Source organism: Thiorhodovibrio frisius (assembly GCF_033954835.1).
Lineage (GTDB): Bacteria > Pseudomonadota > Gammaproteobacteria > Chromatiales > Chromatiaceae > Thiorhodovibrio > Thiorhodovibrio frisius.
Genome location: NZ_CP121471.1, coordinates 4439351 through 4463707 on the forward strand (window position 1 = coordinate 4439351; position 24357 = coordinate 4463707).

General features: G+C 62.0%; 21 protein-coding genes. 3 read left to right on the forward strand and 18 right to left on the reverse strand.

Annotated features, from left to right (window positions below):
* Nucleotides 1-38: 38 nt before the first annotated feature.
* From Thiofri_RS20345 to Thiofri_RS20360, 4 genes are all read right to left on the reverse strand, one after another.
* On the reverse strand, nt 39-311 hold the full coding sequence (locus Thiofri_RS20345; RefSeq protein ID WP_009147968.1) for a hypothetical protein: 273 nt from the start codon (nt 309-311) through the stop codon (nt 39-41).
* Complete coding sequence (gene parA / locus Thiofri_RS20350) at nt 308-937, reverse strand: ParA family partition ATPase (RefSeq protein WP_009147969.1); 630 nt, start codon at nt 935-937, stop codon at nt 308-310. Before parA ends, Thiofri_RS20345 begins: the two co-directional genes overlap by 4 nt.
* 149 nt (nt 938-1086) lie before the next feature.
* A complete protein-coding gene (locus Thiofri_RS20355; protein ID WP_143741853.1) occupies nt 1087-2073 on the reverse strand; it encodes a DUF1848 domain-containing protein in 987 nt (328 codons plus the stop codon).
* 210 nt (nt 2074-2283) lie between these two features.
* On the reverse strand, nt 2284-4299 hold the full coding sequence (locus Thiofri_RS20360; protein WP_009147971.1) for a UvrD-helicase domain-containing protein: 2016 nt from the start codon (nt 4297-4299) through the stop codon (nt 2284-2286).
* A 217-nt stretch (nt 4300-4516) separates the two neighbouring features.
* Between Thiofri_RS20360 and Thiofri_RS20365 the strand changes: the two genes are divergently transcribed.
* On the forward strand, nt 4517-6778 hold the full coding sequence (locus tag Thiofri_RS20365) for a patatin-like phospholipase family protein (protein WP_223296710.1): 2262 nt from the start codon (nt 4517-4519) through the stop codon (nt 6776-6778).
* A 21-nt stretch (nt 6779-6799) separates the two neighbouring features.
* On the opposite strand, the gene hda is transcribed toward Thiofri_RS20365, so the two are convergent.
* From hda to Thiofri_RS20390, 5 genes are all read right to left on the reverse strand, one after another.
* The gene (gene hda, locus Thiofri_RS20370; protein WP_009147973.1) at nt 6800-7498 is read right to left on the reverse strand and encodes a DnaA regulatory inactivator Hda; all 699 of its coding nucleotides are present in this window, start codon (nt 7496-7498) and stop codon (nt 6800-6802) included.
* 30 nt (nt 7499-7528) lie between these two features.
* Nucleotides 7529-8119 carry an NAD(P)H:quinone oxidoreductase gene (wrbA, locus tag Thiofri_RS20375; protein WP_009147974.1) on the reverse strand — a complete coding sequence of 197 codons (591 nt, stop codon included), beginning with the start codon at nt 8117-8119 and terminating at the stop codon, nt 7529-7531.
* A 54-nt stretch (nt 8120-8173) separates the two neighbouring features.
* Nucleotides 8174-9664, reverse strand: coding sequence for a bifunctional D-glycero-beta-D-manno-heptose-7-phosphate kinase/D-glycero-beta-D-manno-heptose 1-phosphate adenylyltransferase HldE (gene hldE / locus Thiofri_RS20380; protein ID WP_009147975.1), 1491 nt, complete (start codon nt 9662-9664; stop codon nt 8174-8176).
* A complete protein-coding gene (locus Thiofri_RS20385) occupies nt 9661-10281 on the reverse strand; it encodes a D-sedoheptulose-7-phosphate isomerase (protein WP_009147976.1) in 621 nt (206 codons plus the stop codon). Before Thiofri_RS20385 ends, hldE begins: the two co-directional genes overlap by 4 nt.
* Before the next feature lie 95 nt (nt 10282-10376).
* Complete coding sequence (locus Thiofri_RS20390) at nt 10377-11927, reverse strand: mechanosensitive ion channel family protein (protein WP_009147977.1); 1551 nt, start codon at nt 11925-11927, stop codon at nt 10377-10379.
* Between the two features lie 216 nt (nt 11928-12143).
* On the opposite strand from Thiofri_RS20390, the gene polA reads away from it, so the two are divergent.
* Together polA and Thiofri_RS20400 are read left to right on the forward strand one after the other, a co-directional pair.
* The gene (gene polA, locus Thiofri_RS20395) at nt 12144-14861 is read left to right on the forward strand and encodes a DNA polymerase I (RefSeq protein WP_009147979.1); all 2718 of its coding nucleotides are present in this window, start codon (nt 12144-12146) and stop codon (nt 14859-14861) included.
* 61 nt (nt 14862-14922) lie between these two features.
* Nucleotides 14923-15849 (forward strand): alpha/beta hydrolase, encoded by a 927-nt coding sequence (locus Thiofri_RS20400; RefSeq protein WP_009147980.1) that lies wholly within the window; start codon nt 14923-14925, stop codon nt 15847-15849.
* A 43-nt stretch (nt 15850-15892) separates the two neighbouring features.
* Here Thiofri_RS20400 and Thiofri_RS20405 read toward each other — a convergent pair whose 3' ends face one another.
* From Thiofri_RS20405 to ilvB, 9 genes are all read right to left on the reverse strand, one after another.
* Nucleotides 15893-16294, reverse strand: a complete 402-nt coding sequence (locus Thiofri_RS20405; protein WP_009147981.1) for a hypothetical protein — start codon at nt 16292-16294, stop codon at nt 15893-15895.
* Nucleotides 16295-16570: 276 nt separating this feature from the next.
* The gene (locus Thiofri_RS20410; RefSeq protein ID WP_009147982.1) at nt 16571-17308 is read right to left on the reverse strand and encodes a tRNA 2-thiocytidine(32) synthetase TtcA; all 738 of its coding nucleotides are present in this window, start codon (nt 17306-17308) and stop codon (nt 16571-16573) included.
* A 220-nt stretch (nt 17309-17528) separates the two neighbouring features.
* On the reverse strand, nt 17529-18098 hold the full coding sequence (locus Thiofri_RS20415) for a metallophosphoesterase family protein (RefSeq protein ID WP_009147983.1): 570 nt from the start codon (nt 18096-18098) through the stop codon (nt 17529-17531).
* Nucleotides 18099-18144: 46 nt separating this feature from the next.
* Nucleotides 18145-19146 (reverse strand): zinc-binding dehydrogenase, encoded by a 1002-nt coding sequence (locus tag Thiofri_RS20420; protein ID WP_009147984.1) that lies wholly within the window; start codon nt 19144-19146, stop codon nt 18145-18147.
* A gap of 65 nt (nt 19147-19211) precedes the next feature.
* On the reverse strand, nt 19212-19610 hold the full coding sequence (locus Thiofri_RS20425; RefSeq protein ID WP_040855586.1) for a PilZ domain-containing protein: 399 nt from the start codon (nt 19608-19610) through the stop codon (nt 19212-19214).
* Between the two features lie 144 nt (nt 19611-19754).
* Nucleotides 19755-20096 carry a helix-turn-helix domain-containing protein gene (locus Thiofri_RS20430; protein ID WP_009147986.1) on the reverse strand — a complete coding sequence of 114 codons (342 nt, stop codon included), beginning with the start codon at nt 20094-20096 and terminating at the stop codon, nt 19755-19757.
* A 533-nt stretch (nt 20097-20629) separates the two neighbouring features.
* Nucleotides 20630-21646: a ketol-acid reductoisomerase gene (gene ilvC / locus Thiofri_RS20435; protein WP_190275827.1), complete on the reverse strand. Its 1017-nt coding sequence runs from the start codon at nt 21644-21646 to the stop codon at nt 20630-20632.
* 215 nt (nt 21647-21861) lie between these two features.
* Nucleotides 21862-22353, reverse strand: coding sequence for an acetolactate synthase small subunit (gene ilvN, locus Thiofri_RS20440; protein WP_009147988.1), 492 nt, complete (start codon nt 22351-22353; stop codon nt 21862-21864).
* Between the two features lie 48 nt (nt 22354-22401).
* On the reverse strand, nt 22402-24111 hold the full coding sequence (ilvB, locus tag Thiofri_RS20445; protein WP_040856216.1) for a biosynthetic-type acetolactate synthase large subunit: 1710 nt from the start codon (nt 24109-24111) through the stop codon (nt 22402-22404).
* Nucleotides 24112-24357 lie beyond the last annotated feature (246 nt).

A 24357-nucleotide genomic window follows, 5' to 3' on the forward strand; every position in this document is an offset into this window, starting at 1 on the left:
TCTACTCCAAACCCAGATGAGCCATTGGTACCCGGACATCAATCCGGCCACACTCGGCGCGCACTACTGTAGCCGCTGCTGCCAGTCGCAGGCGCTGTCTGCGCCTTTTTTCGCGCGCTGCCTTTGGCAGCCGCAGCGCGCGGCCTTGGCTGTTGACTTTCAGTTGGGACCGAGGCTTCTGACATCCTGGGCGCGGCAGCTTCAATCGCCTTGGAGGCGCCGTCAGACTCACCTACCCCCGACTCACCGCCGGTCTTGGCCTTGCGAATGGAATCGATCAACTGACGTTCGGTCTTGCTCGCGGCAGTCATGGGCGAAATATCTCCTCAATGAGTTGTTCTATCTCGGCGACGGCATCAGCACCACGGCGGCCGCTCTGAAAAATTGTCCGCCCCTCCAGTGCGCACAGGCGATGGATAGAGCGCCGCCGCAGCATGGAACTCGCCACCGGCAGGTCCAGTTCGGCGACTGCCTCGGGCATCAGGCGTGACAGGGTCGTGCGCGGTTCGATCTGGCTCATCACGATAAAGCCGCGCAGGTGCGGATTCTCGGCTCGCAGTTCGGCGATGACCCGTGCGATGGGCGCCGTCGCCCAGAGGTCCATGGGCGAGGGCTGCACCGGGACCAACGCAATGTCAGCCAAACGCAGCGCACGAGCGCTCTGCTCGGACTTGATCGACGGCGGGCAGTCGATGATCAGGTGCTGGTGGCTGTCGCTCAGCGCCTTGACCGTGGACTCAAGCCCATGGGCCACGGCGACCACCGGCGGCAGGCCCGGGCGATCTTCCCCCACCAACCGCCACTGATAGGCCGACTGCTGCGGATCGGCATCAATCAGCATCAGGCTGTCATTGCGCAGCAACCCGGCGGCCAAGCTCATAGCCAGGGTTGTCTTACCGGTCCCGCCCTTGTTGCTGACCACGGCAATAATGGCCACATCGGTTTCCTCGGGTTAAAACATCGTCGATATCGCGGGGAGAAAACAACCGCCGTAACGGATGCGGTGCAGTCAGCGCCGCCAACCGCGCTCGTCAGAGTTCCCGCTGTTTACCATGGCATTCTAACCCGGCCAGCTGGCAGGCGCGATCAGAGCGGGCCGCTCGTCTCAAACAAATCCCGCTGCACTGGCAGCCTTGGCTCAGCCGATGCGTCTTTGCTGCGGTCTAGTGCCACGCGATACCCGCCATACAGGGATTCACCGTGCGGATCATGCGCGGCCTGATGACACCGCGCGAGCGCGAAACTGCGGGTGGCGTAGCAGTAGGCACAACCAAAGAGACAACTATCGTACATGCCGATATCGCGCGCCTCGATACAGCCGCAGAGCGCGCGCTGACTTTTGTCCTTGCGCGCCGCAGCCGCCAGACCGAACAACCGGCGGATGAGCCGATCATCAATGCACTTTCCAGGACTCACCCCCCAGGGTTGCAAATCAATCTCCTCGGCACAGCTTTGGATATCCAAGCCCAGATCGCCTGCTATCGTCGCCAGATCGCGGATCAATGACCCGTCGCGCTCAGTGTCGAAGGGGCGCGGCGCCAATTCCGGGTGGGCTGCGCCAAGAGTCTGCAATCGCCCGCGCATTTTCGCGTAATCATCAAGAATACTAATGACAACCCGGCGAGTCGCGCCTCGCAGTCGCTGCCCGATGCGCGCAAAGCGTTCGCGATGAAAATCCCCATCCATTGCATTACTGAGCACAATGGGGTCATAGCGCCAAACGACCCGCTCCGGGCCAACGCGGTTCGCCAGGCGACGGAAAGCATCAAGGCTCTTCACGCACAGCGGCGCATGAGGCTCAAGCGGGCGAGGATAATCGACCAGGGTGTAAAGAAAGTAGAAAGCAAAGCCACGCTGCTCAAGCTCATCAAGGTGGCGCAAAAAAGGCAACGGCCAGCGCGTCCAGAACACAATCACCGTCTCGCCCGGGACGAAATCCATCCGCGAGACCTGCTCAGCATTAAAAGGATTGGGTACGGCACACCAGCCAGCGCGCATCCGGTTCATAAACCAGTCGCCATAAAACGCAGGAATGTCGGTACGCCGGCTGGCGCTAAGAATGCGCAGGGACACGATGAAGCTTGCTGCTATACCAATCGTAAATGGTTTTCGGTTCTGGGCCGAGTGACAGCCACGGGGGACGCCGTGAATCCATCCATGGAGGCTTCGCGGCGGCATTCTTGCCGCCGAGACCTCCGTGGCCGTCACTCGGCCCAGAACGAGCCAAAATCTCGAAGGGTTTCGGTATTAAGAGTCTTAAACTCAGCACTGCCGACATTGCCATCAGTCATTGCCCAGCATCGCCTTCAGCGCATCCAGATGCGCCTTGCCGCGATTGCGGCTGTCCGCAGCCGCTGCCGGGTCGTTGTCACGGCGCACTTCGCCCTCGGGTAGTTCGGCAAGAAAGCGGCTGGGCTCGCAGCTGACCGTCTCACCATAGCGGCGACGCTGGCGGGCGAGCGTCAGGCACAGGGTGCGACGGGCGCGCGTGATGCCCACATAGCACAATCGGCGTTCCTCCTCAATGGTATCGGCTTCAATGCTGGCGCGGTGCGGCAACAGGTCTTCTTCCATACCGACCAAGAACACCCGCTCGAATTCCAGCCCCTTGGCGGCATGCAATGTCATCAGGTGCACGCGGTCGCCGCCAGCGTCTTCTTCCTGGCGCTCAAGGACATCAAGCAGGCTCAGACGCGCCGTCAGGTCGTCGAGGCCGGCGCCGCGCAGGTTGCCCTCGGAGCGCTCGCCTTTGTGCAGCGCCTCCAGCCAGGCAATGAGGTCATCAACATTCTGCATGCGTTTCTCGCCCTGCGCGCGGCTGCTCGACTGCTGGTAGAGCCAGCCGTCATAATCGCAGTCTTTCAGCAAGGCGCGCGCGGCAGCGATAGGTTCGGTACGCGAGCGCAGGCGTAACTCCTCGAGCCAATGGCTGAAGGCGCGCAGCTCGGCGCGCTGGGGTTCTTTCACCGGGCCGCCGAGGCCAGCGGCGTCGCAAGCGCGCAGCAGGCTCAGGCGCTGGGCACCGGCAAAACCGCCGAGTGCCTCCAGGGTGGTGGCGCCAAGCCCGCGCCCCGGGCGATTTACAACGCGCAGAAAGGCAGCATCGTCATCCGGGTTGGTCAGCAGGCGCAGATAGGCCATCACGTCTTTCACCTCGGAGCGGGCGAAAAAGGACTGACCGCCGCTGAGAAAATACGGAATGCGATGGGTGCGCAGCGCCTGCTCGAACACCCGCGCCTGGTGATTGCCCCGATAGAGAATGGCGTAGTCGCCAAAGTGGTGCTGTTCGGCAAAATGCCCGTGCAAAATCTCGGCGATCACCCGTTCGGCCTCGTGCGCCTCGTCGCGGCAGCTGAGCAGACGCACCGGCTCGCCGGGGCCAAGCGCGCTCCACAGGCGTTTTTCAAACAAGTGCGGATTGTGCGCAATCAAGCCATTGGCGAGCTTGAGAATCCGCCCGCTGGAGCGGTAATTCTGCTCAAGCATAATGACCTTGAGTGTTGGATAGTCCTCTTTGAGCCGGGCGAGATTTTGCGGGCGGGCACCGCGCCAGGCGTAGATGGACTGATCATCATCGCCCACCATGGTGAAGGCACCGCGCTCCCCGACCAGCAGGCGGATCAGCTCATACTGGGCGCTGTTGGTATCCTGGTACTCGTCCACCAGCAGATGATCAATGCGCGCCTGCCAGGCCTCGCGCACCCCTGTGTGCTCGCGCAGCAGGACGACCGGGCGCAGGATGAGGTCATCGAAATCCACCGCGTTGTAAGCGTGCAGGCTGCGTTCGTAGTCGCGATAGAGTGCGGCCAGTGCGGCCTCGAAGTCATCTTCGGCCGCGCTGGCGGCCGTCTCTGGCGGGATCAGATCATTCTTCCAATGAGAGATGCGGGACAGGGCGGCCGCCGGGGCGATCTCGGCCAGCCCGGCCTCGGCCAGACGGTCCTTCAGCAGCGCCTCACCGTCCTGCGGATCGAACAGCGAAAAGCCGGGGCGAAGACCGGCGTGTTTGAGTTCGCGACGCAGCAGATTGAGCCCAAAGGTGTGGAAGGTCGAGACCCTCAAGCCGCGTGCCGCCCTGCCCTGCACCAGTTCGCCCACGCGGGACTTCATCTCCCGCGCGGCCTTGTTGGTGAACGTCAGCGCCACAATGGCACGCGCCGGCAGCCCGCGTTTTTTGATCAAAAAACCCACTTTGCGGGTAATGACCCGGGTTTTGCCTGAGCCGGCACCGGCGATAACCAGCAGCGGACCTGAGGTGTGGGCGACAGCTTCGGCCTGGGCCGGGTTGAGGTCCTGCATGTATTGGTTGATTAGGAAGTGGAGAGTGGATAGCGAGAAGTGATGAGGGATTAGGGAGCGCTGCAACCGAGTGCGCTAACATAGCTTGGTTCCTGCCCCCTATCTGTCCATTAAATGTCCTTGCGAAATCATGATGCATCAGGGTGTTCACCTCGACCGGGCGAATCCATTCGCCCCTAAAAGCGCTGTCATGGCCCGCCGGTTGCCTCGCAGCTGGTTGCTTCCCAGTTGGCTGCTTTCGGGCTGGCTACTTCCGGCGCTTGTCCTGCTTACCCTCAGCTGCACCATCCTGGCGCCAAGCCCAGCAAATGCCGCCGGCACCGCCAGGCATCCGCGCATTGGCCTGGTGCTGGCCGGCGGGGGTGCCAAGGGCGCCGCCCATATCGGAGTGCTCAAGGTGCTGGAGGAATTACGAATTCCCATTCACGCCATTGCCGGCACCAGTATGGGCTCGCTGGTCGGCGGCGGCTATGCCGCCGGGCTGTCAGCGGAAGAACTCGAGAATCGTGTGCTACTAGTGGACTGGAACGAGCTCTTCGACGACAACCCGCCGCGCTCACAGTGGCCAGCTCGGCGTCAGGAGGCGAGCATGACAACCGCCTTTAATTTCACCGTCGGGGTGAGCGGGGGCAAGATGAAACTGCCCCCGGGCGCCATTTCCGGGCAGAAAGTCCAGCTGTTTTTTAACGATCTGCTCAAGGGCGTGGAGACCACGGAGAACTTCGACGCCCTGCCGATTCCCTTTCGGGCCGTGGCGACCAACCTTGAAAACGGCGAGATGTTTGTGTTCGATCAGGGCCCGCTGCCAATAGCGCTGCGCGCGAGCATGGCGGTGCCTGGCATTTTTGCTCCCATCGTGTGGCAAGATCACATTTTTGTCGACGGCGGCCTTGTGCGCAACCTGCCGGTGGATGTCGCGCGTTCCATGGGTGTCGATCATCTGATCGTGGTGAATCTTGGCTCGAGCTTTCTGCCACGCGATCAGCTCGACAATCTTATCGGCATCACCGGTCAGATGATCGCCATTCTCACCGAGCAGAACGTCGAGACCTCGCTGGCCGAGATCGACCCCAAGCGCGATCTGCTCATTGTGCCCGATCTGGGCGATATCGGCTCGGGTGATTTTCCGCGCGCGGCCGAGGCCATCGCCACCGGGGTAACCGCTGCGCGCCAAAGCGCTGACCAACTGCGCCGCTTCAGCCTGAGCGAGACCGAATACGCCGCCTGGAAGCAGGCGCACTTCGGCTCCGGCGCGCCGGTGCAGCGCGTCAGCGAGGTACGAATCGCCGGACTCAAACGGGTCAATGCCAAGTTGTTTGACGCACTGATTGAAGCCCAGCAGGGCAAGCCCTTCGACCGCGAGCGCCTTGAGCGTGATATCCAGCGTCTTTATGGACGCGGGGACTTCGAGCGCATCAGCTACCGTTTTCAGCCGGATGACCGGGGCAGAGGCGAGGTGCTGGTCGTCGATGCGGTGGAAAAAGGCTGGGGACCGGGCTATCTCGGCTTCGGGCTGAAACTCTCGAGCGACAATCAGGGTGACAGCCGCTTTGGTCTGCGCGCCACCTATCGCCAGACCTGGATGAACAGCCTCGGTGCCGAATGGTTCAGCGAGCTTGAACTGGGTAACGAACCACGCCTATTCAGCGAGTGGTTCCAGCCGCTCGACCTGGATCACTCCGGCTTTGTCGCGCCCTATTTCGACATCTACCAGACGCCTTACAGCGTCTTTGATGGCGATCAGCGTGTTGCCCGCTACGATGTCAGCCGGGCGCGTGTCGGGGCCGATTTTGGCCTCAGCCGCAGTCATCTGGAAATGCGCATTGGGCCTTACTGGGGCATTACCGATGTCAATCTGGATACGGGCTCAGCCGAGCTGCCAGACGGGCGGGTGGTCGATTCCGGCGTGCGCGCGCGTCTGGCTTACGACACCATGGATCGCGCCGCCGTGCCGCGTAACGGCCAGCGTCTGACGCTTGAGGCTCGCGCGCCGCTTGCCGCCTTGGGTGCCGATCCAAACTACACCCGCGCCGAGGTCACCGCCTTTGATGCAACAAGTTTCGGTCCCAACACTTTGGCCGTGCGCTTCAAGGCCGGAACCAGTTTCGGCGCCGACATGCCCTACTACGACCAGTTTCCGCTCGGCGGCTTCCTGACGCTCTCGGGCTATGCCAACGAGCAATTCCGCGGCAACGACATGGTGTTCGGCTCCCTGGCCTACTATCGCCAGATCGCCACCCTGCCAACCCCCTTCGGACGCGGGCTCTTTCTTGGCGCTTCGCTGGAAGCCGGCTGGCTGCCCGAAAGCCGCTTCAACGATGCCGCGGGGGTTGACTTCAATCTGGCGCCCGAGGGCACCCGCTTTGGCAGCAGCCTGTTTTTTGGCTCCGACACCTGGATTGGCCCGGCCTATCTGGGCCTTGGGCTTTCCGCCAGCGGGGATCATGCGGTCTATGTGCTGATCGGGCGCCCGAACTGATCCCGAGCCTACAGCTGATTTTCAGCAGATATCCTGGGAGGCCAGCCATGCGCTCAAAAAAGGCACCGTCGGCACCCGGCTCTGTGCCAGGCTGGCGGCATCAATCTCATCGAGCAGGCGCAGCAGGGCAGCCGGGGCGCGGGTGCAGCGACAGAGCAGATAGCGGCGCGCGGCGGCATCCAGGGTGAAGCCACGCTCGCACGCGCCCTGGCTGAGAAGCTGATCCAGCCCATCGTCATCCAGCGGCTGGAGCAAAAAGCTTGGCCCGGAGCAAAGGCGCGATTGCAGGTCGGGTAGTTCAATCGAGAGGGCTGCCGGCGGGCGTGTGGCGGCGACCAACAAGCGCGCGCCCTGTTCGCGCAGGCGGTTGAAGAGCGCGAACAAGGCTTGCTCCCAAAGGGCGTTGCCGGCAATGGCTTGCAGGTCGTCGAGCACAACGGCATTGAGTGCTTCCAGCCCTTCGCAGACGTCCGGCATCAGGTCCAGTTGCGCCAGCGATAGATAGACCAGCGGCCGCTCCTGGCGCTCGACCTCGGCACAAGCGGCGCGCAGCAAATGCGTCTTGCCGCAGCCGGGCTCGCCGTGCAGGCTCAGATAGGGCGCCCCCTGACCGCCCGCCCAGTCACGCAGCGCAGCCAGCACCTCAGCATTGCGCCCGGGGATAAAATTAGCAAAGGCTTGCACCTGGGGCAGGCGCAACGCCAGACCGAGTTGTTGCATGGGGAATGGGATGCGGGTGGTGGAAGGAAATCATCCCGCCAGCGCGCGCGCAGTGCGCGCCAATCGCCGGCCCAGCGCCTGGCACAGGCGTGACTCGGCCTCGTTCAACGGCAGATCATTGTTGATACCAGCCAGGTGCGAGGGACCATAGGGCGTGCCGCCGCCAGTGGTGTGCAGCAGATCGGTTTCGCTATAGGGCAGGCCAACCAGCAGCATGCCATGATGCAACAGCGGCAACATCATGGAGGTGAGCGTGGTCTCCTGCCCGCCGTGCAGGCTGGAGGTGGAGGTGAATACCCCCGCCGGTTTGCCAGCCAAAGCGCCTTTCAGCCATAGCGAGGAGGTGCCGTCAAGAAAGTATTTCATCGGCGCAGCCATGTTGCCGAAGCGCGTTGGGCTGCCAAGCGCGAGGCCCGCGCAATCACGCAGATCTTCTTCAGTTGCATAAGGAGCGCCGGTGGCGGGGATGCCGTCTTCAAGCGCCTCGCACACCGCAGACACGGCCGGCACGGTGCGCAAGCGTGCCTCCATGCCTTCCTCCTCGGCACCGCGCGCGATCATGCGCGCCATCTCGGCAGTGGCGCCGTAGCGGCTGTAGTAGAGAATCAGGATGTAGCTCATGAGGTTTGTTTGTGGTCAGTGGTTAGGTTATTTCGGTGAAAAAGTCGTCTGCCTTCAGCCTTGCTTCCTGCAATCTCCAGCAGCCAACTCCGCGATCATGGCGCTGGTGCTGCGCTCGGGCAAGAGCGGGATCAGCACCAGTTGCCCACCATAACCTTGCACCTCATCGGCACCCACGACTTGCTCGGGCCGATAATCCGCCCCCTTGACCAGCACGTCGGGGCGAATGGCGCGGATCAGCTCCAAGGGTGTGGACTCGTTGAAAATCACCACGGCATCCACAGCGGTCAGGCCAGCCAGCACCAGGGCGCGGTCAGCTTCCGACACAATCGGGCGTTGCGGGCCTTTAAGCGCGCGCACTGAATCATCGCTGTTTAGCCCAAGGATTAAGCGCTGTCCATACTGACGTGCCTGCGCAAGATAGCTGACATGGCCGGCATGCAATAGATCGAAGCAGCCATTGGTGAAAACAACACGCTCGCCCTGATCCCGCCAGTGGCGCAGTCGTTCCAGCAGCGCTTCTCGCGTGAGGATTTTCGCCTGCTGGGCATTGGCGCTGTCCTGTTCCATGGCGGCCAGGAGTTCGGCGGCTTCAAGCTGGGCGGTGCCGACCCGACCGACCACCACGCCAGCGCCGAGATTGGCCAGCGCAACGGCATCGGCACGCGTCAGACCTGCGGTCAGGGCGGCGGCCAGCACAGCAATGGCAGTGTCGCCAGCACCGGAAACATCAAACACCTCGCGCGCCACCGCCGGAATTTGGTGCTGACCTTGGGCGTCGATTAGTGTCATCCCCAATTCACCCAGGGTGATGACCAGCGCCTCCAGCTCCAGTGTCTCGCGCAGCCGATCGGCACCTGTGAGCAAGGACGGGAGTTCACTCGCCGACAGCCCCAGGGCGACAGCCAGTTCGGCGCGATTTGGGGTCATCAAGCTAGCGCCCTGGTAGCGGCTGAAATCCCGACCCTTGGGATCGACCCACACCGGCTTACCGAGCGCTCGCGCCGCCTGGATCAGCCGCTGGCAGAGGCCGCCGCTCAGCACGCCCTTGGCGTAGTCTGAGAGCAGCAGGCTATGGACATCTTTAAGACGTGGGCTGATCGCGGCGAACAGGGCATCCTCGAGCGCGGGTTCCAGGGGCCTGGTTTCCTCGCGGTCGATGCGCAGCATCTGCTGGTGATTGCCGATGGCGCGCGTCTTGGTGCTGGTGCCGCGCTCGCTCGCACCCACAACCGCATCGGTCCCAATCCCGGCTTGTCGCAGCAGCGCCAGCAGCCGCTCAGCTTCGGTATCCTGCCCGATCACGCCCGCCAATTCGACCTTAAGCCCAAGCGCGGCCAGATTGCGCGCGACATTGGCCGCGCCACCGGCCACTTCGGTCTCGCGGCGCAGGCGCAGCACGGGCACAGGCGCTTCGGGCGAGATGCGTTGCACCTCGCCCCATAAGTAGCGATCAAGCATCAAATCGCCGGCCACCAGCAGGCGCCGCCCGCCAAAACCGCTGGTCACCGCCTCGCGCACCGCAGCCGGATCGGAAAAGCTCATGACCCCGTGCCCCGGTCTTGTTGAACCCCGGCTTGGGTGTTGGCCTGGGCTTCAGCTTGGGCTTGGGCCTCGATGGCATCACACAGCAGATGCCCGATCAGCTGATGGGCCTCCTGGATGCGCGCGGTGCGTCTGGATGGCACGCACAGGCAAAGTTCGCACTGCTCACGCAGCGCGCCACCATCTGCACCGGTCAGCCCGGCACACGTCAACCCGAGTCTGGCGCCAACCTCCATGGCGCGCAGCACATTGGGGCTATTGCCGGATGTCGACAGGCCGATCAGCAAGTCTCCCGGGCGCCCGATGGCTTCGACCTGACGGGCAAAAATGTGCTCAAAACCATAGTCATTGGCAACCGAGGTCAGAATTGAGGTGTCGGTGGTCAGAGCAATGGACGCAAGCCCAGGGCGCTCGCGCTCAAAACGGCCAACCAACTCGGCGGCCAGATGCTGAGCATCGGCTGCGCTGCCGCCATTGCCCATCCAAAGAATCCGCCCGCCGGCCTTGAGTGTGGCTACCCCGCGCTCGGCCAGGGCCGCAATCTCGCCGGTGAGGTCAACCAGCGCATTAATGGTGTCGATATGCTCGGCAAGGGTTGCGCGAATCCGCTGGTGCATCGGGTTTCAAAGTCTAGAAGTGTCGGGCAAAGGCCAAGTATCCGGGTTTCCGCTGCGAGATAGCAAACCGGAACCCATCACACCCACATGCTGGCTCAGCCCCGCCGCCCAATCAGCTCTTCAATCCGGCGCGAAATTTCACGGAAACTGCGCTTGGGCACATGGCGCCGAGAGGCCTCGCGTGCCTGTTCGGCAGCGTCGAAGCGCTGCTTGACGGTGGCCGCGAGAACGGCAGCGCGGTCCGGGTGCGCGGTTAAGATTCGTTGCAGGCACTCAAAGCTCACGCGCACCAGCACGACATCACTTCTTGCCGTGTATTCGAGAAATGAGGGCTCACTGGTCGCCATCGACAGAATGCCATAGTAGTCGCCGGGGCCAAGCAGCTCTGTGACTTCCTTCGCACCGCCGGGCAGGGTAATGCTGGCCTCCACCAGGCCGTGGATCACGATATCGAAGGCCTCGGCAATCTCGCCCTCGCGCAGCAGCACGGCGCCAGCATCGAAGTCGAGATAGCGGCTGGGCGTCGCGATCTGTTCGATCTCTTCATCCGCCCAATGGCGGGAGACGTCGAGTTGTTTGAGCGCCTGAAAAATACTCGGGCGCTCGCGGGTGTTGGCATCGGCACGCCGGGTGCGCCATTCAGAGATTTGCGGCGAGATGTGAATACCCGCATTCAGAAAAGCGTAATGAATCTCGCGAAACAGCTCCTCGCGACCGCGGAACATGGCCGGATAATTATCGTAATGGACCCACACCATGTATTCATAGGGCTGACTCGTCGCATTGGCCAGGCGCACCACCGGCAGCGGCCGATTCAGCACATGGGGCGCGCGCATCGCGGCCTCGAGCAGCAACGCGGTGGCAAAGCGCGGGTCGACCTCGGCCGGCACCTTGACGATGTACCAGGGGGCAAACTGGCGCCGGCCACTTTCGTAGTTCTTGATGTTCTGCCCGGCAAGCAGCGAATTGGGAATGATAAGGCGGCTGTTGTCCCAGCCCTGCAACCAGGTGGCGCGCCAGTTAATGTCCACCACCCGCCCGACAATGTCGCCCGGCAGCTCAATCCAGTCGCCAATCTGAAAGGGCTGCTCCAGCCCCATGGCAATGCCGGCAAACAGATCTCCCAACGGCCGTTGCAGCGCGAATCCGGCCAGGGCGGCAGCGACACCGGTCGAGACCCAGACCCCGGCGATGGAATAGCCCTGCTGCCACATAAAGAGGCTGACGCCGCCAAGCAGACCGCCGAGATAGCCAAGCGCGCGCAGCAGCCCAGGCACGCTCGCGCGGTAGTCTGCGACGCGCTTCTCGAACAGAAACACCTCGCCCATCCGCACCAGGCACCAGGACAACACCATGTAGAAAAAAAACACCATGATGACCCGCAGCGGTTCCTCGGCGCGCGCGATGCCAAACTCCTCGACCGCCAACCGCAGCAGTGTGCCGACCAGGATGACCACTGTTGGCAGCAGCAACAAATCCAGGGTTGCGACCAGGCCAGGCTTGTTCGCCGATCCACCGCGACCACCGAGTTTGCGCAGTCCAAGCTCCCACAGCGCGAATAGTCCCAGGCAGGCCGCGAGCAACCAGGCCGGCTTGTCCAGAAGGGCGTCGAACAGACTGCTTTGGTGGGCCGTCGATTGTTCCATCAGGCTTGCAGTCTGCAACTGCTGTGGTGCGCGGAGGCTGGTGCGCTATTGCTGCAAGCGTGCATGCCGCTGCTGATGCTCGCGGCCACTGTGCCGAATAAAACCGGGTGATTCACGCCAAGCTTCCCCAAGCCCACTGCCGCCAGCCGTCGCATCATGCTAACTTGGCCTCCGAGCCCCCGATTCTTTGGTTTTAACGCTGTCACCATCGCCATCATGTCAAACGTCTACGATCTCGTGCTGCTCGACGCATCAGGTTACCTGTTCCGCGCCTATCATGCCCTGCCCAAGCTCAGTAACTCGCGCGGTGAGCCGACCGGCGCCCTGGTTGGCGTGCTAAACATGATCCGTAGTTTATGCGAGCGTTATCAACCCCGCTATATCGGTGTGGTGTTCGACGCTCCCGGACCAACCTTTCGCAACGCCCTCTTTGCTGACTACAAGGCCAACCGCCCGGAGATGCCGGCGGACTTGCGCGAACAGATCGACCCGCTGCGCGAGATTGTGCGCGCACTCGGGCTGCCGTTGTTGATCATCCCCGAGGTAGAAGCCGATGACGTGCTCGGCACCCTGGCGACCCGCGCCGAGGCGGCCGGGCTGCGCACGCTGATTTCTACCGGCGATAAGGATCTGGCGCAACTGGTGACAGATCGCATTCATCTGATCAACACCATGAGCGACAGTCTGCTCGACCCCGATGGCGTGCGTGAGAAGTTCGGCGTGCCGCCTGAACGAATTGTGGACTATTTGAGCCTGATGGGCGACAGCGTCGACAACATTCCCGGCGTACCCAAGTGCGGTCCCAAGACGGCAGTCAAGTGGCTCGGCGAGTATGGCGATCTTGATGGCGTGATGGCGCACGCCGATAAGATTGGCGGCAAGGTCGGTGAGAACCTGCGCGAGAGCCTTTCGCAACTGCCCTTGGCACGGCAACTCACCACCATCAAGCGCGATCTAGAGCTTGAACTGGCACCGGAGGATCTCAGTCCCGGCGCCCCGGACAGCGACAGCCTGCGCACCTGGTATGAGCGCATCGAATCGCGCCGGCTGCTGGCAACGCTCGAGGCCGTGGCAGACCCCGAGGCTTCGAGCGGGACCGACCCCCAAGCCAGCCCCAAGATCGAGGTGGACTACCAGGTCATCTTGACCGAAGCGGATTTCGCGAGCTGGCTTGAGCGCCTGCAAGCCGCCGAGCTGTTCGCCGTCGATACCGAAACCACCGCGCTCGATTATATGCAAGCCGAGATCGTCGGGCTGTCCTTTGCCATTACGCCCGGCGATGCCGCTTATTTGCCGCTCGCGCACTGCTACCCCGGCGCTCCGACCCAACTTAAGCGCAACGAGATTCTCACCGCGCTCAAGCCGTTGCTGGAAGATCCAACCCGGCGCAAGCTCGGGCAGAATCTCAAATACGACATGAACGTGCTTGCCGGCCATGGCATCGCGCTCCAAGGCGTCGCCCACGACAGCATGCTCCAGAGCTATGTGCTCGACAGCACCGCGAGCCGCCACGACATGGACACCCTGGCGCTGAAATACCTCGGCCACCAGTGCATCGCATTCAAGGACATCGCCGGCAAGGGTGCGAAACAGCTGCGCTTCGATCAAATCGACCTCGAGCAGGCCGCGCCCTATGCCGCCGAGGATGCCGACATCACCCTGCAACTGCATCGCAGCTTCTGGCCAAGGCTCGAGCAGACACCAAGCCTGAAGCAGCTGTATCAAGAAATCGAAATCCCGCTGATCCCGGTTCTTTCGCGCATGGAGCGCTTAGGTGTGCGCATTGATGCCGAGGAACTCGGCAAACAAAGCCGCGAGTTAGCCGAGCGCATCGCCGAGCTTGAGGAGAAGTCCTATCAGGCCGCCGGGCGCAAGTTCAATCTCGGATCACCCAAGCAGATCGGCCAAATCTTCTTCGAGGAACTGGGCCTGCCGGTGCTCTCGCGCACGCCTAAGGGCGCGCCATCAACAGCGGAATCAGTCCTCGAAAAACTCGCCGAGGACGGACACGAGCTGCCGCACCTGATCCTTGAGCATCGCGGCCTGTCGAAGTTGCGCTCCACCTACACCGACAAATTGCCGCGCATGCGCAACCCCGAATCCGGCCGGGTGCATACCAGCTACCACCAAGCGGTCGCCGCCACCGGACGCCTATCCTCCAGCGACCCCAATTTGCAAAATATACCCATCCGTCGCGAAGAGGGCCGGCGCATTCGCCGTGCCTTTATCCCCGAACCCGGCTATCGGCTGGTGGCAGCGGATTATTCTCAGATCGAGCTGCGCATTATGGCGCATCTGTCCGGTGACCAACGTCTGCTGGCCGCCTTTGCCGCCGGGGCCGATGTGCATCGCGCCACCGCAGCGGAAATCCATGGCCTGCCGCCAGAGGAGGTTACCTCAGACCAGCGCCGCTCGGCCAAGGCGATCAACTTCGGGCTCATTTACGGCATGTCCGCCTTCGGCCTCGCGCGCCAGCTTGGCATTGAGCGGCGTGAGGCCCAAGCCTACGTGGATACCTATTTTGCCCGCTACCCAGGGGTAAAAGCCTTTATGGAGCGGATTCGCGAGCAGGCCGGACGCGACCGCTATGTCGAGACAATCTTCGGTCGCCGACTTTATCTGCCGGACATCAACCACACCAATCAGCAGCGCCGCCAGGGTGCTGAGCGCACCGCCATCAACGCCCCCATGCAGGGCAGCGCGGCGGACATTATCAAGCGCGCCATGATCACCGTCGATGACTGGATCCAGCGCGAGCAACCGCCGGTGCGGATGATCATGCAGGTCCATGATGAGCTGGTATTTGAGATTGCCAATGAAGCTATTGATGCCGCCACTAGCCAGATCCGCGAGCTGATGCAGTCAGCCGCCGAGCTGAAGGTGCCGCTGATTGTCGATATCGGCGTGGGGGAAAATTGGGATGAGGCGCATTAGGCTGCGGGATTGACCGAATGCATGGCGGTCGAGTCGGCCGACCGCGCAAACTCTGGCATCCATGATGCCCTCGCCATTCCAGTTCGCCTCCCTTGCAGCCGGCCTGATCTTGGCCTGGCTGCTATTTCATCTTGCTATCCAGCTCGGCTTTCGCGCCAAACGTCTGCCCGAGCAGTCTGATCCCGGCACACTCGGTCTGCCTTTTGCCACCGTGGCAATCCCGGGTCGCGCCCGCAAGCCGCTGTTTGGCTGGTGGCTGCCTGCTGAAAACAGCCGTCGTTCGGTCATTATTCTGCACGGCTGGGGCAGCAATGCCGAGCAAATGCTGCCGCTCGCCCTGCCCCTGCATGGTGGTGGCTACAATGTGCTGTTGTTTGATGCGCGCAACCATGGCCGCAGCCCGGGAGCGACCTTTTCCTCGCTGCCCCGTTTTGCCGAGGATCTGGACGCCGCCATCACCTGGCTGCAAGCAAATCAGTCCGATGCGGCAGCCTCCATCACAGTGATTGGTCACTCAGTTGGCGCCGGCGCGGCATTGTTCAGTGCCTCGCGCCGCAATGACTTAGCCGCCGTGGTCAGCCTGTCCACCTTCGCCCACCCGCGTTGGGTGACCGCGCGTTATCTGCGCCAGATCCGTCTGCCGTCCCCCGTCATCGCGCTGGTCGCGCGTTATGTGGAATGGGTCATCGGCCATCGCTTCGAGACCATTGCGCCCGTGAACACCATCAAGGCCATCCCCTGCCCGGTGCTGCTGGTACATGGCGATGCTGACCGGGCGGTGCCGATCACTGATGCTCAGATGATTGCCCAATCAGGCGCTCCGGGAGGGCTAGAGCTGCTGGTCATTCCCGGAGGGGATCATGACTCAAGCGAGCATATTCCTGAATACAGTCCGCGCTTGCTGGCATTTCTGGCTGCCGCGGAACAGCAGCAATCTTACTGCGCAAAGCGGGAGCCTGAGGCGCATGGTCCCGGCCAGCCCGGATAATGAAGCGACTGTGTCACGGTAAGGATCACCGACCGCATCAAAATCAGGCGTAGTCGTCAACCACCGGGCTGCGAGCGCGCCCCCAGCCTGACGGAAACATCGCCGGGCCGCGCAGGTTGACCCTGGGTGCACTTGGCAGGCGGCGCTCGTTGCGGCGGCGATCAGTATCGCGTCGATCAAGATCGCGCCGATCTTCCAGGCGACGTTCCGTAACCATGCGCAGACCGCCTCGGCGATCATCGTCGCGCCGCTCCTTGAATCGTCGCTCTTTGCGGCGCCTTTCTGCCGAACGCCGCTCGCTGCCGCGCTGATCGCTGCGCTTGCCGCTTTTGCCCGGCACCGCGCGCCCATCGAGCATTGGGTAGTGCTCGTTTTCATCACTGCCCATCGCCTGGCCAAAACGGGTGGAGGAAATGGGTTGTATGGCATCCAATCGATCAAACATGGTCAAGCCTCGAAGGTGTGCCCGAGGGTCCGCCTCAAGGTCTGTGCGGAAAACGACCAGTCACGACCTGCCAGAATCCTTTCTTTGGCCGTGACCGGTCCTGCTCTGCTCCGCCCAGCTCAGTCCCTGACAGAAGGCGACTCCCTGTCCCGAAAATCCCTGCCTTCATCAGCTCCATTTTTCGCGGAGCCTTACCCTCTGTATCGTTCTCTGGGGCCGGTTCTTGAACAATCAGTACTGGAGAGTGTTGGGCGGAGCCGGGCGAGATGCACCAGATCAAAGGTCGCCTTCTGTCAGCAGCGGACGCATCGCGCTCAGCAAATTGCCAAACAGGCGCGGATTGGCCTGCTCCTCGCGCGCGAGCAATCCCTTGAAGTAGTCGCGCTGGGTCGGTTTGTCAAAACAGGCCGGACAGGAATCTGGCACCACCGGCAGCGCGGCGGTCTCGGCATAGGCGCAAGTCTGGCGCTCACGGCAATAGACCAGCGGGCGGATGACGCGCAGATCGCCTGCGTCGATGCGATAGTGCGCTTTCATGGTGCGCAACTGCCCGCCGTGAAACATGGACATCATCAGACTTTCGCCCAGATCATCAAGATGCTGCCCAAGCGCCAGCACCCCATAACCATGCTCGCGGCACAGCCGATACATGATGCCGCGCTTCATGCGCGCGCAATAAGCGCAAAAAGAATCGCCATCCATGTGCGCTTGCGCCTGTTCCATGATCGGCTGGCGCTCGTAGAGATAGTCGAGCCCAAGCTGGCTGTAATAGCCAATCAGCGGTTCAGGGTCAAAACCCGGCACTTGCGGATCGACCGTGATGACGCCAAGCTCGAAGTGCACCGGCGCACGCCGTTGCAGATGACGGAGAATCTGTAGCAATGACAAAGAATCCTTGCCACCGGAGACTGCAACCAGCACGCGATCACCGGGCTGGATCATGCGATAGTCGGCGATGGCGCGCCCGACCAGGCGCAGCAGGGATTTGGGCGGGGTATCTGGGCTCTTGCTCATGCCCGGCAGTGTAGCGCATCCGCCAAAAGATTAAGGCCGGCGGATGCCGGCCTTATGCTGCTGGCGCCTTGGGCGCGCACCCTGGGTCAGGGCGTTTTGAACTCCTGTGTCAGGAGCCATAATTAAAAGTGTAGCGCAGTTTTCAAATCCCGCTCGGTTTGGCAGCCCCATTTTGCCCAAACTCGGCCCGATTCCGACGAGCGGTCGCTCGGCGGATCGCTCAGAGTCTGGCCGCAGTCTGGTGTTTTGATCGCGGTGGCAGCGCAAAACGGTGCTCATCGATCTCCCAACGATCAAGACTCGCCGTCAGCACCAGACAGGAAGGGCCGCCGCAGGTACGCGAACGCCCGGCTGCGCCCGGGTTCAGCACCCAGGGCAGGCACTCGCAGTCCACCACCAGACGGTGACTATGCCCATAAACGATGGCCCGCGCCTGAGGATAGCGTCGGCGCAGCCGCTCATGACGCCCAGCCGCTGCCATGCGGTGGCTGTGCTCAACCACCAAAAGACCGCCCGGCAGGTCCACCTGGGCTCGCCCGGGAATGCGTTCAAGTAGCGCCTGGTCTGCAACCGGCCAGTCACGATGGACGTCGTTGTTGCCCCGCACTGCATAGACCTGTCCAAGCTTGGGTTGAAGACTCGCCAGCACCGCCACCGAGCCGATATCCCCGCCATGCACGGCCATGTCGCAGTCCGCCACTAGGGCAAGAATGCGCGGATCAATCTGCCCGTGCGTATCCGCCAGCAGAGCGACCCGCAGCCTTTGCGGTAAAGGGGTCGGGTCACTCACGCGTCACCGGCGAGAGACAACACACCGGACATAGGCGCCAAAGTCGTCAAGGGTCGATGCGCAGCACCAATTTGCCGCTCATCCCGCCCGCTTCGAGCTGACGATGAGCCTCGGCTGCCTGGGTGAAGGGCAAAGACTCACTGACATGAATGCCTAATTGACCCCGCTCCATGAGTTCGGCGCACTGGCTGAGAATCCAGCCCTGACGCGCCTGGGCTTCACCGATATCGCGCAGTTGCGGGGTCAGCATCAGTTCCAGACTGATGCGTAGATTGCGCAGGCGCGCTTCGCTCAGGTCAATATCCGGACCAGGATCGAGAATGGTGATCAGATCACCATAAAGCGCCATGGCGGGGATAGTCTGGCGGAAAACCTCAGGACCGACGGTATCAAGCGCAATATCCACGCCACGCCCCTGAGTCCAGTCGGATATAGCCTCGATCAAAGACTCCTCGCGATAATTGATCGCGCACTCAGCGCCGAGACGATGCGCAACGTCCGCCTTTTCGGCGCTGCTGACCGTGGTGGCCACGCGCGCGCCGGCAGCGACCGCAAGCTGAATGGCGACATGGCCAACACCACCCGCGCCGCCATGAATCAGCACCTGCTGACCAGGCCTGATACCAGCGCGATCATGCAGCGCCTCCCAGGCGGTGATCAGCACCAAGGGCGCGGCAGCGCCCTGATCGATGGGAAGCCCCGCCGGCAGAGGCTGGATAAGCGCCTCGTCGACCAGATTGAACTGGGCATAATTGCCGCGCATGCCGCCTAGTCCGCCGCTGCAATACCAGACGCTGTCACCGGGTCGCACCCGGGTCACCTCCGTGCCCACGGCTTCGACCACGCCGGCACCGTCGCAACCGAGTACCGTCGGTCCGGTGGCCGCGCGCATCGGGCCGCGACTGCGGATCTTGGTGTCGACCGGGTTCACACCTGCGGCCTGCACGCGCACCAGAACCGCGTGCGGTGATTCGATCCGGGGATCATCAAGCTCGGACGGAACGAGCACCTCGGGGCCGCCCGGTCCGTTCATTACCATGGCTTTCATCGGTTAGGGTCCTCCTGTTGCCGAGGGCACCTGCAAGGATTCAGTCCACCGATTCAGCAGCCTGTTCAGTCGGTGGGATCGCGCTCAACCAGCATGGCCTGCAATTCGAGATCAAGCCGCGAATCGTCGTCCAGATTCACCTCGACCAACCGCCGCAGTTGCGCCACGCTGTCCAAGTCCATTTCCAGCACATGGACACCAATCTGTCCGGCGTCCAGGTGCCTGACTTCGCCTTTGACCTGAATGCGCATACTACCCTGCTCATCGAGCACCACAGACAGATCGACCAGTTGCCCAAGCACCGGTTGCCAACTCTCACAGGCATCCAGCAGCAGACCGCGCAGCGAAATATCGACCAGCCGGCACTGGGTCTCCTGATCCATCGCCTCAACCCGCACCTCGCGGTCGAGGCCGATACGCTGGAAGCGCCGGCGATTGCCGTCTGTGTCAGTGGCTGAACTCATCTGGCTGAACTCATTTGATAGGCACCGCCCACACCAACAGGTTGCGCGCATTGCGCCCTCTGAGGCACGGAACCTTTAGCCCGCCTAACGCTCATGGTCCCGACCACCCCGGATAATGCATCCGTGTGATTCGCAGTAAAAATATCACCCGTTCTTGGCTTCTTCGGCCGCTTCGAGCACCCGCAGGCGCCCGGTTGGGTCGGCAGCGCGGAAATTGCCAATCAGACGCTGTTCCTCCGGGGACAACTCGGGTGCCGAGTCATCCAGGCACAGCAAATACACTGGTGACACTGTACCTAGCGCCTGCGTCAGGGTCTGCGCCTGTTCGATGCCCATTCGGCGAATACCCTGCTCGTAATTGCTGATGCGGGACTTTGACAGCTCGTTACCCGTCCTCTCCGACAACTGCGCCAGGCTCAGGCCCTGCGCTTGGCGCGCCTCTCTCAACCGTTGGCCGATCGCGTCATTCAACTCTTTTGTATTCATGATAAATCGCCATCTCGAAACAAAAATCCATATATATACCCAAACCCTATGGCATTTCGGCTCGGTTTGGGCTGGGTGACGGCCACGAAAAACGCCGTGAATACCTCCCCCTTTGCATCCAGGGAGGCTTCCCGGCGGCACCCTTGCCGCCGGGAGACCCCGCGTCCGTCACCCGACCCAAAACCGCAAACCAATTTCCCATTGCTTATAGAAGCAAGATCCATGGCCGATGCACAGGCCACCGCGCCATACAAGCATCGGCAGCTCGGCACATGCCAGACAAGGAATTCGCACCATGCGCTCGTACTATGCCTGCCAGCGCCATCAGTAGCAAGGCAGTCTGTACAGTGTTTGAGTACCGCCCGCGCACTTCAGTGCGGCATTGAACCCTTGCTCGCTAGTCTGGCACAAAGATCGCAACACTTGATCAGTGCCGCCTTGCCCCCACACTGCGCGCCACCGGCTCTCGCCCTTCTGTAAAAAGGCAAACCGGGATCCTGCCTCATCCGCGATGAGACTGTCCGCCAATCGCCTCAGTTCTTGGATTTGTCGACCAACTGCTTCTCGCGAATCCAGGGCATCATCTCGCGCAGGCGGGCGCCGACTTCCTCGATCTGATGCTCCTGACTCAGACGGCGCATGGCTTTCATGCGCGGCGCACCGGCCTGGTTCTCAAGGATGAATTCACGCGCAAAAGAACCGTTCTGGATTTCGCCGAGAACACGCTTCATCTCGGCCTTGGTCTCATCGGTGACGATGCGCGGGCCACGAGTCAGATCGCCATACTCGGCGGTATTGGAGATGGAGTAGCGCATGTTGGCGATACCACCCTCGTAGATGAGGTCGACGATCAGCTTGACCTCGTGCAGGCACTCGAAGTAGGCCATCTCGGGCGCATAGCCGGCCTCGACCAGGGTCTCGAAGCCGTTCTGGATGAGTGCGGTCAGGCCGCCACAGAGGACCACCTGCTCGCCGAACAGATCGGTTTCGCATTCCTCGCGGAAGTTGGTCTCGATGATGCCGGCACGGCCACCGCCGTTGGCTGAGGCGTAGGCCAGGGCGATGTCGCGCGCCTTACCGCTGGCATCCTGCTGCACCGCGATCAAGCTCGGCACGCCGCCGCCCTGGGTATAGGTGGAGCGCACCAGATGGCCGGGACCCTTGGGCGCGATCATGATCACGTCGAGATCGGCACGCGGCTCGATCTGACCAAAATGGATGTTGAACCCGTGCGCGAAGGCCAGCGCGGCCCCCTGCTTAATGTTCGGCGCGATCTGGTCGCGATACAGCTTGGCCTGATGCTCATCGGGGGCAAGAATCATCACCACGTCGGCACCAGCGACCGCCTCAGGGATGTCCTTGACCTGCAACCCGGCATTGCTCGCCTTGGCCGCCGAGGAGGAGCCTGGACGCAAACCCACGGTGACCGAGACGCCCGACTCTTTCAGGTTATTGGCATGAGCATGCCCCTGGGAGCCATAGCCGATGATGGCGACCTCTTTGCCCTGGATCAGCGAGAGGTCGGCGTCTTTGTCGTAGTAAACGTTGATTGCCATAACAGGAGAATCCTTCAGTAAAATTCAGTCAGTGGTAAAAACTTGCTGCCGAAATCGCAACGGATTCCGGTGCGTTCTGGGCTGCATAATGGGGTACGCGGGGCGCAAACAATTGGGTTTTAAACTCGCCGGCGGCTGACGCGGATATTGCAAGGTCGCGGAAGAATCCAGCTCTGATCACACAGTCCAAAACGCTGGACGCATGGGTATCAGAGCGCCAGTGCTTTTTCGCCCCGCCCGATGCCACTCGGCCCGGAGCGCACCACCTCTGTGATCAGCCCGTCAGGCACGGCCTGGATAAAGGCATCGAGCTTGCTTGAAGTACCAGTCAGCTCGACCACATAGCTGGCCTCGGTCACGTCGACGATCTTGGCGCGGAAGATTTCGGTCAGGCGCTTGAGTTCCTCGCGATCTGCGCCCTTGGCGCGCAGCTTGATCAGCATCATCTCGCGTTCGATGTGCGGCCCTTCGGACAGATCGGCGAGCTTGACCACGTCGATCAGCTTGTTGAGCTGCTTTTTGATCTGCTCGACGATGTCGTCGTTGCCGCAGGTCACCAGGGTCATGCGCGACAGGGTGGGGTCATCAGTGGGCGCCACGGTCAGGGACTCTATGTTGTAGCCGCGCGCGGAGAAGAGCCCCGCGATGCGCGACAGGGCGCCCGACTCGTTTTCGACCAGCATGGAAAGAATGTGTCTCATCACTTTGTCCAGGGAGAGCGGTAAAGGCTGGGCTTAAAGAAAGGGGGCTTAGGCCAGTTCACGCTGGGAGATCGTCGGCGGCAGGTGCATCTCGTGCTGGCCTTTGCCAGCTGCGATCATCGGGTAGACGTTCTCGGTCGGGTCGACGATCACATCGAGGAACACCAGGCGGTCGCGCATGGCAAAGGCCTCCTGCATAGCGGCTTCGAGCTCGCCGGGCTTGTCCACCCGCATCCCAACATGGCCGAAGCTCTCGGTCAGGGCAACGAAGTCCGGCAACGCATCCACATAGCTGTGCGCGTAACGGCTCTCGTAGAAGAACTCCTGCCACTGGCGCACCATGCCCATGTAGCCGTTATTGAGCAGTATGATTTTGATCGGCAGATCGTACTGCTTGCAGGTCGCCAGCTCCTGAATGCACATCAGAATGCTCGCCTCGCCCGAGATGCAGGCCACCTGGGCCTCGGGATGCGCGATTTGCACGCCCATAGCCGACGGCAGGCCAAAGCCCATGGTGCCCAGCCCGCCCGAGTTAATCCAGCGCCTGGGCTTGTCGAAAGGATAAAACTGGGCGGCAAACATCTGGTGCTGACCCACATCGGAAGTCAGGTAGAGATCGCCCCCGGTCACCTTGTAAAGTGTCTGCACGGCGAATTGCGGCTTGATCAGCTCACTCTCGCGGTCATAGCACAGGCAGTCCAGTTTGCGCCAGGCGTCAATTTGCTCCCACCAGGCCGTAATGGCCGCTTTGTCCGGTTGCGCCTTCATCTCGCGTAGCAAGCCAAGCATGTCGGCCAGTACCGTTTCGACCGGGCCAACGATGGGAATATCCACCCGCACGTTCTTGGAGATGGACGAAGGGTCGACATCGATATGAATGATGGTCGCATGCGGGCAGAAATGCTCGATCTTGCCCGTGACCCGGTCGTCGAAGCGCGCGCCGATGGCAATCAGGCAATCGGTCTCGTGCATGGCCATGTTGGCCTCGTAGGTGCCATGCATGCCGAGCATGCCGAGGAATTGGCTATCGGTACTAGGGTAGGCACCTAAACCCATCAGGGTACTGGTAATGGGATGACCGAGCGCACGCACCAGATCGATCAGGGGTTCGTGGGCGTTGCCCAAAATCACACCGCCGCCGGTGTAAAACACCGGGCGCTTGGCACCGACCATGGCCTCTAACGCCTTGCGTATCTGACCGAGATGGCCCTTGAGCGCCGGCTGGTAGGAACGCAGTTTGAGATTGGGCTGGAATTGGTAGGGAATCTTGATGCCCGGATCGGTCACGTCCTTGGGCACGTCGACCACCACCGGACCAGGGCGCCCGGAGGTCGCAATATGAAAGGCCTTGGCGATGGTCTCAGCCAGATCCTCGACCCGCTTGACCAGAAAATTGTGCTTCACGCAGGGGCGGGTAATGCCGACGGTGTCCACTTCCTGGAAGGCATCGCTGCCAATGACAGGCGTTGGCACCTGGCCGGTAATCACCACCATGGGAATGGAGTCCATGTAGGCGGTAGCGATGCCAGTCACGGCATTGGTCGCGCCCGGACCGGAGGTCACCAAGCAGACGCCGCATTTGCCGCTGGCACGCGCGTAGCCGTCAGCGGCATGGGCGGCGCCCTGCTCATGGCGCACCAGGATATGGCGAATCTGATCGCTCTTCTGAAAGAGCGCGTCGTAGATGTGCAGCACCGCGCCGCCGGGGTAGCCGAAAACGGTCTCCACGCCCTGGTCGATCAGCGACTGTATTAGGATTTCCGCACCAGAGAGAACGCTTGCGCGCTGATCCGGTGTCTGATGCTGATCCGGGGATGCGGTCTGCTCGGATGACGAGTCAGGCGCGGGCCTTTGCTGCACGGGTCTACCTCCGTACCGGCCATTGAACACCCGGGGCCAGCGCCTTCTTGCCCGGCGAAAAAGCGGACAGAAAACCCGGCCAAGGTGCCGCCAGCGGCACACGACAGGAAAAATGATTTAGAAAATATGCTTGCTCGCGGGAGG

Bases quoted from the DNA above. Each gene is read 5' to 3' on its own strand.
- Thiofri_RS20400 (WP_009147980.1), top strand. From the start codon at position 14,923: ATGATGCCCTCGCCATTCCAGTTCGCCTCCCTTGCAGCCGGCCTGATC.
- Thiofri_RS20425 (WP_040855586.1), bottom strand. From the start codon at position 19,610: ATGAGTTCAGCCACTGACACAGACGGCAATCGCCGGCGCTTCCAGCGT.
- Thiofri_RS20420 (WP_009147984.1), bottom strand. From the start codon at position 19,146: ATGAAAGCCATGGTAATGAACGGACCGGGCGGCCCCGAGGTGCTCGTT.
- Thiofri_RS20410 (WP_009147982.1), bottom strand. From the start codon at position 17,308: ATGAGCAAGAGCCCAGATACCCCGCCCAAATCCCTGCTGCGCCTGGTC.
- Thiofri_RS20405 (WP_009147981.1), bottom strand. From the start codon at position 16,294: ATGTTTGATCGATTGGATGCCATACAACCCATTTCCTCCACCCGTTTT.
- Thiofri_RS20385 (WP_009147976.1), bottom strand. From the start codon at position 10,281: ATGCACCAGCGGATTCGCGCAACCCTTGCCGAGCATATCGACACCATT.
- Thiofri_RS20430 (WP_009147986.1), bottom strand. From the start codon at position 20,096: ATGAATACAAAAGAGTTGAATGACGCGATCGGCCAACGGTTGAGAGAG.
- Thiofri_RS20360 (WP_009147971.1), bottom strand. From the start codon at position 4,299: ATGCAGGACCTCAACCCGGCCCAGGCCGAAGCTGTCGCCCACACCTCA.
- wrbA (WP_009147974.1), bottom strand. From the start codon at position 8,119: ATGAGCTACATCCTGATTCTCTACTACAGCCGCTACGGCGCCACTGCC.
- polA (WP_009147979.1), top strand. From the start codon at position 12,144: ATGTCAAACGTCTACGATCTCGTGCTGCTCGACGCATCAGGTTACCTG.
- Thiofri_RS20390 (WP_009147977.1), bottom strand. From the start codon at position 11,927: ATGGAACAATCGACGGCCCACCAAAGCAGTCTGTTCGACGCCCTTCTG.
- Thiofri_RS20345 (WP_009147968.1), bottom strand. From the start codon at position 311: ATGACTGCCGCGAGCAAGACCGAACGTCAGTTGATCGATTCCATTCGC.
- ilvN (WP_009147988.1), bottom strand. From the start codon at position 22,353: ATGAGACACATTCTTTCCATGCTGGTCGAAAACGAGTCGGGCGCCCTG.
- hda (WP_009147973.1), bottom strand. From the start codon at position 7,498: ATGCAACAACTCGGTCTGGCGTTGCGCCTGCCCCAGGTGCAAGCCTTT.
- hldE (WP_009147975.1), bottom strand. From the start codon at position 9,664: ATGAGCTTTTCCGATCCGGCTGCGGTGCGCGAGGCGGTGACCAGCGGT.